Below are 14,584 nucleotides of genomic sequence, written 5' to 3' on the forward strand. Positions count from 1 at the left end.
TATACTACGTATTCCTTGGTTTGTGGACAACCTCTAAGTATAAAAGTAGCCGTTTTATGTTAAAATACAACGTTTTGATGATTATGAAAAGGCTGGATCCCAGTGTCTGGGCACTGGGATGACAAGGTATAAACCTTATCGTCATGCCGCCGCAGACCGTCATACCGCGCGATTCATTCGCGGTATCTCTTAGCATAGATCCCGCTAACGAGTAGCGGGATGACGATTGTCGGTGAACCTAAGTTACTTTAGCCATAAATATTCAAGAAATTTACCAAATGAAAAAAAAGGCAAAAGAAGCCCCGGTTACTATCTATTTTCAGTATTGGCGTTCTTTAAAGTCTTAAACACTGCAATTTAGCTGCTTTTAAATGCAACTCACCTTAGTTTAAATGTTTAAGAAATTTACTAAGCAGAAAAAAAGGCAAAAGAAACCCCGTGTTAGCTAGTTGTCACTCTCTAATCCTGCAAATCGGCGTTCTATACTGTCTTAAACGCTTTATAAGCGCGTTTTAGCTTATATAGCTAGAAATGTTGTGAAGACATAAGGTACACATAGTGCAAAAAATTAAACATGAGACGCCAAATACGTTGAGTTTTTTTGTCATTTAATCTGTACAGAGAAGATAAATAAATAGCTTCAGTTTCATGATAAGGGGGCTGGCGAAGGGTGTCAAGTGGTTTTTTAGCCACGTTTCCCTGTTATAATGTTCGTTTGCTTGACCTAAGATCCAGGAGTATTTAAACTGAACCCTATATAGTACTAAAAATGATAGGAAATCTAAGTGGAATAGTTGATGAAGTGCGCAGCGATCACATAATCCTGAATGTGAATGATGTTGGCTATATGGTGTATCTTTCAGCCAAAACTTTAAGTGCTTGTGCAATTGGAAGTAGAATCAAATTACTTATCGAAACCTATGCAAATAACAGAGAAAACACTACTCAGCTATATGGTTTTATAAGCAAAGAAGAACAGCAGTGCTTGAGTTTGCTAGTTAAAGTAAGCGGTGTTAGCTATAAAACTGCAATGTCAATTTTGAGTAAATTAACTCCAGAACAGCTATTTTTGGCAATTATGAATGAAGATAAAGTAACACTCAAGATGAGTGGACTTGGCTTGAAACTCATAAATCGAATCATCACTGAATTGAGTGGCAAAGTAAGTAAACTAGAAATAAATAACAATAACTTTAATCCAATTAATGAAGATGCCCTTTCAGCATTGATCAATCTTGGGTATGAAAAAATGAAAGCTTATGATACGATAAAAAAAATACAAGACGAATCGTCAAACCTGGACACTAAGGACATTATTCGCATGGCGCTTAAGGAGCTCTTAACATTATGAAATCAATATCGTGCGGTAAAGAATATACTGAAGATGTGCGCAATATTAACATCAGGCCTGAGCAACTTGATGATTTTGTCGGGCAAAAAGACTTAATACAAAATTTAAAAGTGTTTATAAACGCTGCACAGACGAGAACTGAAGCTTTAGATCACGTCTTATTGTACGGTCCTCCAGGGCTTGGCAAAACAACTTTAGCACAAATTGTTTCTAAAGAATTAAGAGTTAGCTTTCGCGCAACTTCTGGTCCTTTACTTAGTAAAGCTGGGGACTTGGCTGCAGTGCTTACCACTTTAAATGCAAAAGATGTTCTATTTATCGACGAAATCCATAGATTAAATCGCAGCATCGAAGAAGTTTTATATACTGCTATGGAAGATTTTTGCTTGGACATATTAGTAGGTGAAGGTCCATCTACTCGCACTTTAAGGATAGATCTACCACCATTTACGCTAATTGGAGCAACAACACGGCTTGGATTACTTTCTGCGCCACTCAGAGATCGTTTTGGCATTCCTTTGCATCTTGAGTTTTATTCCTTTGAGGAGCTGGTTAATATTATAAAAAGAGGCGCAAGAGTTCTTTCTGCTGAAATTGAAGAGGATGCAGCACGGGAAATTGCCTGCCGTGCGCGCGGCACTCCAAGAATTGCTTTGAGGTTACTCAGAAGAATAAGGGATTTTGTTGAAGTGAAAGATGATAAAAAAATCACTTATGAAGTCGCTGATTCTGTATTACTAAAATTGGGTGTAGATAAAATGGGACTCAATAAACTTGATATGAATTATCTAAGATTTTTATTCAACACTTCAGGCCCTGTTGGAATTGACACCATATCTATTGCGCTATCCGAAGATGTTGGCAATATTGAAGAAACAGTAGAACCTTATTTAATCAAAATTAGTTTTGTAAAGCGCACACCAAGAGGGCGCGTTCTAACCGATCAAGCAAAGGAGTATTTGAGCTTTCAACATTAAACATCATAATTTATATTGACTAATTGGCGTGGTATCTATACGCTAACATTTATATATTAAAAATAATGGAGGCATATATGTTAACTAATAGCACTGAAACTGTATCCTTAATTGAAACTTCTTCTAATCTAAATATCAGTCCTTCTGATAATAATTCGATTTCGGATACTAAAAATGTACCTAAATCAACACTAGATGAGAATGTACCTAAATACGTCACTCTTAATAATGCAGAAGAATGGAATGAGTTCTTTATAATGCAGAACAACACTTCTACTAATACCACTAATAAAAAGAAACCAAAACCTTATATTCATAAGGATAGTAATGGTATATGTACATATACTGCTCGGGATGAGAATAAATATGGTGGTAAGAACATTATAGGCAAAATTGCTGAACAAATTAAAGAAGAGATATCTAAAAATATAGAAAATAATGATATAGAATTTATAAAACTTAAAGAAAGCAAAAATGAAGATAATATTATTGAGCCTGCCGTAAGAATTGCGATAGGTAGTAATACAAAAGAAATAAGCATGAGTGACATTCTAAATAACGATTTGTGTAAACAATATGGCGTGAAAGCAATTACATTATTGCTACCTCAAAGTAAAGCAAGGGGGCTACGTTGCCGGGTTGATGAACATGGAACAAGAATTTATGAAGTAGCTAATGGGTCATATCAAATGACTTTAAAGTGGAATGCTCAAGGAAAAGAATGTAATATTAAAATTAATATTCATGATAATGGCTCCGTAGAACTTATTGAGGGTAATGGTGTTACTATGGAGCAATTAGCTGCACATAAAGAAGTAAAAGTAGGAAGGCAATATGAAGCAAAGCCTTTACATGAAGTGTTAGCATCACAATTGCCACAAACACAATTACAACAAAGCTCTGAAGAAGTAAAATTTTTGGAGCAGCATTCAACAAATGTAGAAGACTTGAGCGGCGCATCACAAAAGCATCAAGCTCCTGCTGCTTCAAAATAGGTAAAGTAGTGAAAATTCAGTATAAGTTGCTTGCATCTGCAAGTAACTTATACTTTTATGATGAGCAACACAATACTACCAAGAAATTTCTACGAGCGGCCAACTTTGGTTGTAGCCGGGGAGTTACTAGGAAAGATGCTGAAATTTTCTAACTTTAGTGGAATAATAACCGAAGTTGAAGCCTATATAGGAATGAGTGACCCAGCTTGTCATGCAGCTAAGGGTTATACTAACCGAACCTCAGTAATGTTTGGTATGCCGGGGTTTTCATATGTGTACTTTATATATGGAATGTATTACTGTTTAAATATTGTAACAGAAGCAGAAGGGTTCCCAGCAGCAGTGTTAATACGGGGATTAAAGCTCATTGAACCGCTTGAGGCAAATTTAGGTGGGCCAGGAATATTGTGTAAAAGATTAAATATTACAAAAGAACATAACAAACAGGACCTTACTATAAGCCACGAATTTTGTGTTTATGAATCTCACCTCAAACCAGATTATGTGTGCACTCCGAGAATCGGAATTAGTAAAGGCCAAGAGAAATTTTGGCGGTTTAAAAACTTAAGATCTTGCGTAGACTATTTGCCAATTGGATAATCACCAGTGAAACAAGCATCACAATATTGTGGTGTAGCATTGTTACGCACTTCTCCTTTAACAGCCTGATATAATCCATCAATACTCAAGAAGGCTAGGCTATCTACTCCTATAACTTCCTTAATTTCCTCTACAGATTTATTTGCAGCAATTAAATCTTTGCACTCTGGCGTATCTATTCCATAAAAACAAGAATGCTTAATTGGTGGGCTTGAAATTTTGAGGTGAATCTCTTTTACTCCTGCATCCTTTAGCATAACTATTATATTTGTTAACGTACTACCACGCACTATACTATCATCTATTAAAATTATGTTTTTACCTTTCAAAGTGTGCTTATTAGCATTGAATTTTAATTTTATTCTAACTTTACGTACTTCAGCGGTTGGTTGTATAAAAGTTCTTCCTATGTAATGATTACGAATTATTCCCAGTTCCATAGGTAATCCTGAATGCTTTGCATATCCAATAGCTGCAGGTATTCCAGAATCAGGTATTGGTACAACCATATCTACATTGTTTTTTGGTGGGCTCTCTTCTGCAAGTATTCTTCCTATTTCTTTTCTTGTATCGTATATAGACCTATTCTCCATTATGCTGTCTGGTCTTGAAAAATAAACGTATTCAAAAATACAAAAACTTGATTTTTGCTGTGGGAAAGGAAACATTGAGGCTAGCTTACTACCCGAACTGATGGTAACTAATTCGCCTGGTTCTATTTCTCTAACAAACTCTGCATTTATTATATCAAGAGCACAAGTTTCAGATGCAAGAACGTAAGAACCGTTTAACTTTCCTAAAACAAGAGGCCTGATTCCAGATGAATCACGTACTCCAATAACTACTTCTTGATTGATTGCAACAAAAGAATAAGCACCTTGTATTTGCTTTAATGCATATATAAAACTCTCTAAAAAGCTATCTTTTTCACCGCTTGCTGTCAGATGCACTACTACTTCTGTATCAATATCTGACTGAAAAACGCACTCTTGTTTAATCAATTGTTCGCGTATCGGAGAAATATTAATTAAATTACCATTATGTGCTATGGCGAAATCCCCAAATTTGCCACTTTTGCTAAACATGGGCTGCACTCCAAATTTATTACCACTTGTTGAGTATCGAACATGACCTATTGCACAATCTCCAGGTAAGGATTTCTTTATTTCATCTATATCATCAAATACGCTGCTCACTTGACCTTGAAAGTGATAAGAGTGCAGCTTATCGTTGTTACTGGTTACTACGCCAAAAGACTCTTGACCTCTATGCTGCAAAGCGTGGAGAGCAAGTATAGAGTTAAAAGCAGCACTTTGGTTGCAACTTATGCCAAATACCCCACATTCCTCACGCATTTCATCTAGCATAAAAACTATTAAGTAAAATTTAATTTTACTTTAGCATAGGTAAAATACAAGCATTTTGTTGTTCATCTGCTTTTATTGCCAGCAATAATCCTATGCATATTAAGCTTGCAGCAGTTGTACTTCCTCCATAGGACAGAAACGGCAATGGGTCGCCTATCACAGGTAAGAGGCCCATTGTCATTCCGATGTTTATAAAGAAATGAGCACTAAAAAAGGCGAAAATGCCGATAGATACCGACTTAGAAAAATAATTTTTCGACCTATAAGCGATAGAGAAAATTATGCCAAGTAATGAGGTATAAAGCAAAATTAAAGCCATGCTACCTAAAAATCCCCATTCCTCACTCAGCACTGCAAAAGCAAAATCTGTACGTTTCTCCGGCAAAAATCCAAGTTGAGTTTGACTTCCGTTAACAAAGCCCTTACCAAGCAAACCTCCTGAACCAATAGCTATCTGAGATTGCTGCGCATTATAACCTATTCCAAGTGGATCCACTGATGAATCCAAAAACGACAATATCCTTTGCTTGTGATAAGGACGTAAAAAAGGCCAAATAGCCGGTACTGCAAAAATGCCAAGCGTTCCACATATTACCGAATGAGATCTTTTTATTATTGCTGTGAATATAATTGATATCCCTATAAATAACATTATCACAGCTGTGCCTAAATTAGGTTGCTTTAACACCAAGAACACGGGTAAGAAAATAATTATAAGTGCCTTAAGCAATCTTTTAAATTCCATCATTTTATATACACTCTGCTTATCAAAATAGCGAGCAAGCGCAAGTATTAAGCCTACTTTTGCAAATTCTGATGGTTGCAAACTAATTGATCCAATTCTTATCCACCTTGTTGCACCCATTATGTGTGAGCCAAAAAAATTCACTACTAATAGCGAAATCACTGCTGCTACATAAAAAAAGTAGGCGTGCTTCAAATAAAAATCTAGCTCTATGAATGACATAGCTATAGCAAGTAGGAAAAAGAAGGAGAATATGACCAGTTGGTGAATCGCAAATGGCACCCACTTTCCTCCAGCAGAAGAGTATTGAACAACAATGCCAACGCAAAACAGCGCTATCACGTTAATGACTAACAACCAATGAATCTTCTTCAGTCTATCCACAATAAAGACCTTATAACCTTAAAGTATAGTAAAATATGAAACAAAGATAAAAATCAAAAAACCAACTTCTCAACTACTAACCGAATTGGAGTGCTATATATTCCAGTTACTACTGTTAAAACTGCCATAAACAATAGACAGAAAAGCATAGGAAATGGCACATCATTAATTTTGTCCGGTGTCATTCCAGTGCGTGACGTTGCATCATTTTCAAAATACATTTTCTCTACCATCTTCCACATATATATCAATGCAAGGAAAGAGCCAGCAGCAAATGTTACAAGGGAAATCCACGCATGAGATTCGATAATTGCTTTCATTATATACCACTTGCTTACAAAGCCATTTGTTAAAGGCACACCGATTAATGCTAAACTGAGTAGAGTGAACGCAAGTGCTGTATAAGGCATTGATTTCTTGAGTCCCGATAAATTCTCTATTTTTGTTGTATCAAATTTGTAAGAAATACATCCTGCAGCCATAAATAAAGATGTTTTTATTATGCTGTGGTTTACTATGTGAAGAATTGCTGCAAATACACCTGTTTTTGAGTTAAAACTCAGTGCTAAAATTATATAACCAATTTGGCTAATACTAGAGTGAGCAAGCAGTCTTTTTATGTCTTTTGCGGTTATTGCAAATATCGACCCAAATACAATAGCGCAAAGTGCGAGGATAATTATCACATTGTCCAGTAGCGGCTTAAACAAGAAAAAATTTTGATGAAAAACAGTATAAAAGATTCTGATGAAAACATATATCATCACTTTTGTCACTGTGCCTGAAAAGAATATGCTAATGAAACTTGGCGCCTCACTATATGCATTAACCAGCCACCTGCTTAATGGAAACAGTGCCATTTTGATTGAGAGACCAACAAAAATGAACAACGTGCCAAGTTTTATGATGTTGTTATCGTATAATGGAACTATTCTTTCAGCCATGTCAGACATATTGAGCGTTCCAGTCATTGAATACAAGAGCCCGATGCCAAATAAATAAAATGTTGCGCCTATTGTTCCACTAATTAGATATTCAAATGCTGCAACCAAGGCTTTTTTATCCCTTCCCATTGAAACTAATACATAAGAAGAAAGAGATGAAATTTCCAAGAAAACGTAAAGGTTAAATATGTCGTTTGTTACTAGAATCCCGAACAGTCCGCTTAAGCACAGTAGAAATAGAGAGTAAAAACCAGTGATTTTGTTTTTGCTAATTTCTTTTTCGTTAATATAAAAGCTATAAAGCACGCTAATCAGCGCTATAAAATTCACCAAAGTTAGAATCAAGGAGTTCAACACGTCGATTCTTAACTCTATGCCGTACGGGGGAGCCCAATCCCCAAGGTGATAAGTTATAATTTCGCCTTTATATGTTTTAATGAGTAGTATTGATGAAATGATAAGAGTGATTGTTGTTGCAATAAAAGAAATAAACCAAGATACCTTGTGTTTCTTGGCAAGAAAGCAAAACATTGATGCAATTATTGGGATAATAACTTGTAAAATTGGTAATTGCATTAAATTGTTGTTAATATATCGTTAAAGTATTAGTATATATAATACTTTTTGTTTTAATACCCTTATGTTATCTAAAATTTGTAACGCAATAAAACGCCTATTACGAAGAGAAGATAAATTTGTAGGAAGAGATGAAAATGGAAATTCTTACTATGAATCAAGTAAAGGAAAAAGGTGGGTTATGTATAGCGGTGTCTCTGAGCCTACAACAGTGCCTCCGGAATGGCATATATGGCTTCACTATACTGATAATGTAGTACCAGTTAATAATAAAAAAAGAAAAGTAAAACATACTCCTAATTTAACGGGTACAAAAGGTGCATACTATCCAAACCAAAAAGTGAAAAATTACTATAAAAGCTGGAGTCCTGATAACTAAAGATGCGAAGGTCAAATATACTTGAAATAACCGCTGGATTATTTGTATTAATTTTCACTATTTTTCTGATTTTCTTTGCTATTGATAAGCTATCTTACATAAAGAAAAACTATAAGGATTGCAATAAAATATATGGTCTTTTTGCTAACGCTAACGGTATAGGAGTTGGTGATAGTGTCAAGATCTCTGGTGTAGATGTTGGAAGCATAACTGGTGTATCACTTGACAAAGCTACCTACGTAGCACGAATCGATATGTGTATAAGCAAAGACATAAAATTGCCAATTGATAGTTCAGCTCTGATCACTAGCAGTGGAGTTGTTGGCAGTAAATTTGTTAATATATCACCTGGATCAGATATTAAACTAATCTTGCATGGTGGTAAAATAGAGTATACTCAAGCTGAAGCAAATATGGGTGGAATAATGGACAGAATTCTTGGTATGTTTACAAAGTGAAAATGGCAGGATTCCAAGTATATCCGTTCAGGTAAAGCCCTTACTATTACCCACAAATAAAAACATAGTATTGTATTTACTCAAATAATTTAATTTTATTAACCTGAAAGCTTATTAGATTAAAATTATTAAACTAAGAGTTATAATTTTAGCAACTAAAAGCTGTAAATTGCACCATATAAACAGTTATTTCAAGCAAAAGTTATGCCATTAAGAGCTATGCAACAAACATTTATATTTGTGGGTAATAGTAAGGGTAAAGCCTCCTGTAGTTCTAAAGTATTTAAGGAGTTTGCCTTATTTCTTGCCTTTTCTACCGCTTGCTTTGGGGTTTATAGTATAGAAAGTGCCTTAATAGTTGCAGTGCATGTCTATCAATGATAAAATGAAAATTAATTTATTTTGATATTATGATTGGTTTACTGTTTGCCGTACTGTTGTTCCTCTGTGGTAGTGATGCACTTGCAAAACAGGAGCCACGTTCAATAGCTGGAGATAATCACATAAAGGTGATAAATTATAACCCACAAGCTATACATAAGTATACGGGTTTTTATGGTTATCAGTCCAGTATATTGTTTGAACCAGGGGAGGTAATACAAAACCTTTCAATGGGTGATTCAACTGGTTGGCAACTCCTTCCTCAAGGTAACAGATTGTTTATTAAGCCCATAGATGATATTGCTGATACTAATGCAACTATAATTACCAATAAAAGAGTTTATTACTTTGAACTTCATGCTGAAGAAGCAACTGGACTAGATGATCCAAGATTAGCATATGAAGTAAGGTTTCTTTATCCACTATTTAGCAGTGATGAGATTTACACAACAAATAACGGTGATATCTTCGAACAAGCTAGTCATACCATTATTCCTGATATCAATGATATTGAAGTTGTAAAGAAGGGATTAAATTTTAATTATTCCATCTCGCACGTCAAAGGTAGTCAGTCAATAATACCAATTAAGGTTTTTGATGACGGAAAATTTACATATCTACAATTCAATAAAATAAACTCTGATTTTCCGGCAGTTTTTATGGTTGATTCTGCAGGATATGAGTCTTTAGTAAATTTCCGTACAGTTGATAACTACCTGATAATCGAAAGGGTAAGTTCAGTGTTTACCTTAAGGAATGGATCGAGTACAGTTTGCCTATTTAATGAAACCATACCTTTCAAAAAAGGGTAAAGGCTATAATGCCTGAGATATGGGTGCAAAATTTTTTCTATGATGTTCTGTAATTCCATAAAGGCCAATAGCGTTAAGGTGCTCTTTTGTCCCATATCCTTTATTTTTATACCAATTATATTCAGGATGCTTATTGTGCAATTCTTGCATAAGCCGATCTCTCGTAACTTTTGCAACGATTGAAGCTGCTGCAATTGATGTACTCAAATTATCACCATTTACTATGGATTTCACTTGCCATTTCACTTCAGGTGGTTGATTACCATCAACTAGCACATAATCTAATTCTAGGTCCAAGTCTATCAACGCACGTTTCATTGAAAGTTTTGTTGCTTGCAAGATATTGTATGAATTTATTTCTTCTACGCTTGCCATTCCTATACCAAATTTTGCAACGGATATTATTTTTTCATATAGGACTTGCCTACATTGAGGAGTCAACTTTTTCGAGTCGTTGATTCCATCAATAATTGTATTTCTATCAATAAACACTACGGCTGCGGATATTACTGGACCAGCTAGCGGACCTCTTCCAACTTCATCCACTCCTGCTATCACTCCTGATAATTTATTTTCTAATGTAAAGTCTGGGTATTTCATAGGTTTTTATAATAAGAAAGTTATAGTAAAAACTGAACAGATAATAGAAATTATCCAAAATTTCATAACGATTACATTTTCTGACCATCCCTTCTTTTCAAAGTGATGATGCATTGGTGCCATAAGGAAAACTCTTTTTCCTTCTCCATATTTAAACTTTGTATATTTAAAATATGATATCTGAATAATAACAGATAGAGTCTCTATTACAAAAATTATTCCAATAACGGCAAAAAGCATTTCTCTTTTAATTAGGACACTAGTTAACCCTAAGGCTGCGCCTACCGACAAGCTACCAACATCACCCATAAATATTTTTGCTGGATGTGTGTTAAACCACAAGAAACTTAGAATAGCTCCTATAAATGCAATGCAGAATAAAGTAATATTCATATCTGCTTGAGTTATATATGCAATTAGCCCCAAAAAAGCAAAGGAAGTGATGACTTGAGTTGCAGCAAGGCCATCCAAACCATCTGTGAGATTCACAGCATTAGAAGAGCCGACAATTACAAACGCAGCAAACGGAACATATAGATAGCCAAAATCTATTATTACTCCTTTAAATAGGGACGTTTTTGTAAAACATTCAGCAGAGTATAGCTTAAGTATAAACACACCAACCAGAGCAACAATAAACTGAATAAGTATTTTGGTTTTTGCACTTAAACCTCGATAGTGATTTGTCTTCAATTTTAAATAATCATCAATAAATCCAAGTAGAGCAAAAAATAGAGTTATCAATATCAGCAGCAAAATTTCTGGTGTTAACTGAGCCCAGAGTAAAATTGGTAATAAAGAAGAAATCAGTATTATTATTCCGCCCATAGGTGGTACATTCTTTTTTGTTATTAAATGACTTTCTGGTCCACATGATCTAATTGGTTGCCCATCTTTGCTTATTTTTTTTAGAAGCTTTATAAAATAGGGAAAAAGAATAAACCCAAAAACAAATGAGGTAAAAAATACTTTTGTAGCTAAGATCATCTGCTTACTTAAATTGACTAAGTGTCATACCACCTATAGCTAATAAAGTCAACTTCTGTCATCCTATAGCCTGACCCACAACTGTACGAACATTGTGATTTGGGCCCATCAGTAGGGTGTCATCCCAGTCTGGAATCCACAACTGTACGAACGTTGTAGTTTGGACCACCAGTGGGGTGTCATCCCAGTGCCCAGACACTGGTTCTATGCAACTTAATTAAAAACGTTTGTTTTAGTGTAAGACAATTACCTTTAGCTTATCAGCTCAGTTATAAGCAAAATTTCTGGATTCCAGACTGGAATGACACCATTTGCTGTGCAATTTACCTTCAAAAATGAATGTTCGTACAGTTGTGAACCTGTGGCAGGTATTACATAAGAGCATTTCCCTCTTCTAAATTAAAACGCACTTTTGCCTCCTTTGCAGTCTATACTTTAGATGTATTTAATTTACAAATACTAATTATTTATTAATAATGGTGATATGTAAATATAGTTATAAAATAATTGTTACACTTGAATTCCTTCCTGGTTTCTGTTGTTATCAGAACATTTAAAACACTTTAAGAAAGCTGCTTAGTTAAATTAACTTAGACAAGTAAATAGCAGTTTTGCAGCCTGTTTTTATGAATGATGATAAAATGTTGTAGCCAAATGCGCTTTCAGCATTGTGCTGAATTGCAATATCTTTGTGCTCTAACTCCTCGTCGCGAAATTTACTTATAGTTTCTCTTAATTCCCCATCTTCTAAATGTGAAACTTGCTCTTTGTAGTGCTCCCCGATAACTTCTTCAACTGCAGCAGTGCAAGCCATAGCAGCTTTTTTGCCCATAATGGCAGTTGCAACGCCAAGCGACACTCCTAAAACACGCCAAACAGGCAACAAAACAGTAGGACGAACTTTTTGCTCTTTGATTTTCTCATTAAAATAGTGAAAATGCTTTTTTTCCTGCTCTTCCATTTCAATTATTTCATTGATTATAGAAGATTTCTTAAGAGTAAATTTTTGACCAGAATAAATGCAAATAGCTCCATATTCTCCAGCGTGATCTACTCTAATTGCCTGTTGCAAGAACTGATTGTTGCTGTACCTTAAATTATTTAGATTTCTTTCTTTCTCCACAATACACCTTACCTGATACGAACAGAGCTACTATGAGATAAATTAGATTCCATGTTGCTAAGGAAACACCTAGAACGTAATGAGGTCTGTCACAAGATGGAGAGTAATTAGGATTTAGTAGATTATTTCTGAGCTCTTCTATACTAACGTTACCACTTGCTTGCTCTGTACAACCTAAAACATCATGAAATAAGTGGAGTTCAAGACCTATATGATAAAAAGATATTACTGCACCTATGAGGTAGCTGCAAAACATTGCATAGATTAGAATTTTGTTGTCTTTAAGCATGCACGCTACTGCAAGTAATCCGGCGATATAGTAAACTATTCGCTCGTATGTACATAACTTGCATGGCAGCATGTTGAAAAAATATTCTAGCACATATGCAAAAATTAGAGCAGCGGCACTCGACAGCAGAAAGATTGCAGGAATTCTGGAATTATTACACATAACTTTAAGTAAATTATCCCTGAAAGTATAAAGCAGAGTATTCATTTTACATAGGGATTTTTATTTTTTTTCAAAAGCAATCTAACTGGCACACCGTCTGCAAAGAAATTTTTTCTGAGATCGTTAATTAAATAGCGTTTGTAACTTTCATCAACACTTTCAGGTATGTTACATATCAAAGAAAAAGCTGGAGGTTTAGTACCAATTTGAGCGATATACTTCATTTTAACTGCTTTGCCTTTTACAAGAGGGTGAGAATGTTTTCCTACAGCATCTATGAGCCACTTATTCAGTTTTGCAGTGCTGATCTTCTTGTTCAAGGATTCACTCACTTCAAGACACTTATCTATCACATCACCGCAGCGCATGCCTTTTAACGCAGAAATTGTTATAGTTGGCACTTCCAAGAATAACCTGGTTACTTCCTGTTGTTTGACAAATTTTATTAACCTGCTTCTGTCATCCTTACCTATTAAATCCCACTTATTTAAAACAACAATAATCCCTTTCCCTCCCTTAATTGCAGCTTCACCAATTGATAAATCCTGCTGCTCAATACCAACTAGGGAGTCTAGCATTAAAACTACCACATGAGAGCGCTTGATTGATTCCATGCTTTTCTCAACAAATCTTGATTCTAAGCCATCTACAACATTCGCCTTTCTGCGGATTCCGGCAGTGTCAATTAGAGTAATTAACTCTCCATCATGATCATATGTAATATCCACAGAATCACGTGTGGTACCTGGCTCTGAACTTGTTATTAGTCTGTTTTCTGCAAGTAAACCATTTAAAAAAGTTGATTTTCCAACATTCGGACGGCCGATGATCGCGATCCTCAGCCTACTCAGTTCATTGTTAGGTAACTCAGTGTTCTCGTTAAAATTTTCAATAACACCAGCTAATGCATCATAAAGATCAACCATGCCAAGATTATGCTCGGCAGAGATATACACCGGGCCAAGAAAATCAAAAAACTGCAAATAATCAACATTTTCGGATTTATGACTCTCGCATTTATTTGCTATCAGTATCACAGGTTTATTTATTTTTCTCTTCAGCCACTTTGCAAACTCTTTATTTCGCTCATTTTGCACTTTTGCGTCAACAAGAAAGAAAATTATGTTTGAACTGGATAAAGAAAACTCTATTTGCTCAATAACTTGCAGTGAAAAACTAGTTTGGTCGTTCCATCCTCCTGTATCTATAACTTTAAACTCCAAATCGCTAATTCTCCCCATTCCCTCTCGCCTATCCCTTGTCACTCCTGGAATGTTACTCACTACTGCTGCTTTTCTTCCTACTAATCTGTTGAATAGGGTCGATTTTCCAGCATTTGGTAGGCCTACTATGGCGATTTTTAGCATAATTCAAGGGCATGTTCTATATGAAGTAAATTATAACCGAAACTTTTCAATTTAACTATTGACTTCGTAGATTATATAAGCATACTA

Annotated in this window: 16 protein-coding genes; 8 read left to right on the plus strand and 8 right to left on the minus strand. The window is 35.2% G+C overall.

The annotated features are described in order from the left end of the window. Window positions 1-769 precede the first annotated feature (769 nt). The 4 genes from ruvA (at window position 770) to NL281_RS01915 (ending at window position 3,923) form a co-directional block, all read left to right on the plus strand. Window positions 770-1,351 carry a Holliday junction branch migration protein RuvA gene (gene ruvA, locus NL281_RS01900; RefSeq protein ID WP_253303501.1) on the plus strand — a complete coding sequence of 194 codons (582 nt, stop codon included), beginning with the start codon at window positions 770-772 and terminating at the stop codon, window positions 1,349-1,351. Beyond that, the gene (gene ruvB / locus NL281_RS01905; RefSeq protein ID WP_010963048.1) at window positions 1,348-2,328 is read left to right on the plus strand and encodes a Holliday junction branch migration DNA helicase RuvB; all 981 of its coding nucleotides are present in this window, start codon (window positions 1,348-1,350) and stop codon (window positions 2,326-2,328) included. The genes ruvA and ruvB overlap by 4 nt, the downstream gene beginning before the upstream one ends. Window positions 2,329-2,405: 77 nt before the next feature. Beyond that, the gene (locus NL281_RS01910) at window positions 2,406-3,323 is read left to right on the plus strand and encodes a hypothetical protein (RefSeq protein ID WP_253303502.1); all 918 of its coding nucleotides are present in this window, start codon (window positions 2,406-2,408) and stop codon (window positions 3,321-3,323) included. Between the two features lie 60 nt (window positions 3,324-3,383). Continuing rightward, the gene (locus NL281_RS01915) at window positions 3,384-3,923 is read left to right on the plus strand and encodes a DNA-3-methyladenine glycosylase (protein WP_038199418.1); all 540 of its coding nucleotides are present in this window, start codon (window positions 3,384-3,386) and stop codon (window positions 3,921-3,923) included. Here the strand turns inward: NL281_RS01915 and purF are convergent. The 3 genes from purF to NL281_RS01930 are packed head-to-tail and all read right to left on the minus strand — an operon-like array spanning window position 3,905 to window position 7,939. After that, window positions 3,905-5,290 (minus strand): amidophosphoribosyltransferase, encoded by a 1,386-nt coding sequence (gene purF, locus NL281_RS01920; RefSeq protein ID WP_010082377.1) that lies wholly within the window; start codon window positions 5,288-5,290, stop codon window positions 3,905-3,907. The genes NL281_RS01915 and purF overlap by 19 nt on opposite strands. A 25-nt stretch (window positions 5,291-5,315) precedes the next feature. Next, window positions 5,316-6,419 carry a rod shape-determining protein RodA gene (gene rodA / locus NL281_RS01925; protein ID WP_253303503.1) on the minus strand — a complete coding sequence of 368 codons (1,104 nt, stop codon included), beginning with the start codon at window positions 6,417-6,419 and terminating at the stop codon, window positions 5,316-5,318. 53 nt (window positions 6,420-6,472) lie between these two features. Further along, window positions 6,473-7,939, minus strand: a complete 1,467-nt coding sequence (locus NL281_RS01930; protein WP_370274009.1) for a proton-conducting transporter transmembrane domain-containing protein — start codon at window positions 7,937-7,939, stop codon at window positions 6,473-6,475. 64 nt (window positions 7,940-8,003) lie between these two features. Here NL281_RS01930 and NL281_RS01935 point away from each other — a divergent pair, with 64 nt between their 5' ends. The 4 genes from NL281_RS01935 to virB9 all read left to right on the plus strand — a co-directional run bounded on the left by NL281_RS01935 (window position 8,004) and on the right by virB9 (window position 9,969). Further along, on the plus strand, window positions 8,004-8,318 hold the full coding sequence (locus NL281_RS01935; protein WP_253303504.1) for an NADH-ubiquinone oxidoreductase subunit NDUFA12 family protein: 315 nt from the start codon (window positions 8,004-8,006) through the stop codon (window positions 8,316-8,318). 2 nt (window positions 8,319-8,320) lie between these two features. Beyond that, window positions 8,321-8,776 (plus strand): outer membrane lipid asymmetry maintenance protein MlaD, encoded by a 456-nt coding sequence (mlaD, locus tag NL281_RS01940; protein ID WP_010082331.1) that lies wholly within the window; start codon window positions 8,321-8,323, stop codon window positions 8,774-8,776. 204 nt (window positions 8,777-8,980) lie between these two features. After that, window positions 8,981-9,157, plus strand: a complete 177-nt coding sequence (locus NL281_RS01945; protein ID WP_253303505.1) for a hypothetical protein — start codon at window positions 8,981-8,983, stop codon at window positions 9,155-9,157. Window positions 9,158-9,186: 29 nt separating this feature from the next. Then, on the plus strand, window positions 9,187-9,969 hold the full coding sequence (gene virB9 / locus NL281_RS01950) for a P-type conjugative transfer protein VirB9 (protein WP_010082330.1): 783 nt from the start codon (window positions 9,187-9,189) through the stop codon (window positions 9,967-9,969). 3 nt (window positions 9,970-9,972) lie between these two features. On the opposite strand, the gene NL281_RS01955 is transcribed toward virB9, so the two are convergent. The 5 genes from NL281_RS01955 to der all read right to left on the minus strand — a co-directional run bounded on the left by NL281_RS01955 (window position 9,973) and on the right by der (window position 14,497). After that, window positions 9,973-10,569 (minus strand): ribonuclease HII, encoded by a 597-nt coding sequence (locus NL281_RS01955; protein WP_253303506.1) that lies wholly within the window; start codon window positions 10,567-10,569, stop codon window positions 9,973-9,975. Window positions 10,570-10,575: 6 nt separating this feature from the next. After that, entirely contained in the window at window positions 10,576-11,556 is a 981-nt protein-coding gene (gene mraY, locus NL281_RS01960) for a phospho-N-acetylmuramoyl-pentapeptide-transferase (RefSeq protein WP_253303507.1), read from the minus strand. A gap of 580 nt (window positions 11,557-12,136) precedes the next feature. Next, the gene (locus NL281_RS01965) at window positions 12,137-12,679 is read right to left on the minus strand and encodes a demethoxyubiquinone hydroxylase family protein (protein ID WP_253303508.1); all 543 of its coding nucleotides are present in this window, start codon (window positions 12,677-12,679) and stop codon (window positions 12,137-12,139) included. Next, the gene (locus NL281_RS01970; protein WP_015589379.1) at window positions 12,654-13,175 is read right to left on the minus strand and encodes a disulfide bond formation protein B; all 522 of its coding nucleotides are present in this window, start codon (window positions 13,173-13,175) and stop codon (window positions 12,654-12,656) included. The genes NL281_RS01965 and NL281_RS01970 overlap by 26 nt, the downstream gene beginning before the upstream one ends. Beyond that, window positions 13,172-14,497: a ribosome biogenesis GTPase Der gene (gene der, locus NL281_RS01975; RefSeq protein ID WP_012673406.1), complete on the minus strand. Its 1,326-nt coding sequence runs from the start codon at window positions 14,495-14,497 to the stop codon at window positions 13,172-13,174. The genes NL281_RS01970 and der overlap by 4 nt, the downstream gene beginning before the upstream one ends. Between the last annotated feature and the right edge of the window lie 87 nt (window positions 14,498-14,584).

Source organism: Wolbachia endosymbiont of Phyllotreta cruciferae, assembly GCF_918697765.1.
GTDB lineage: Bacteria > Pseudomonadota > Alphaproteobacteria > Rickettsiales > Anaplasmataceae > Wolbachia > Wolbachia pipientis.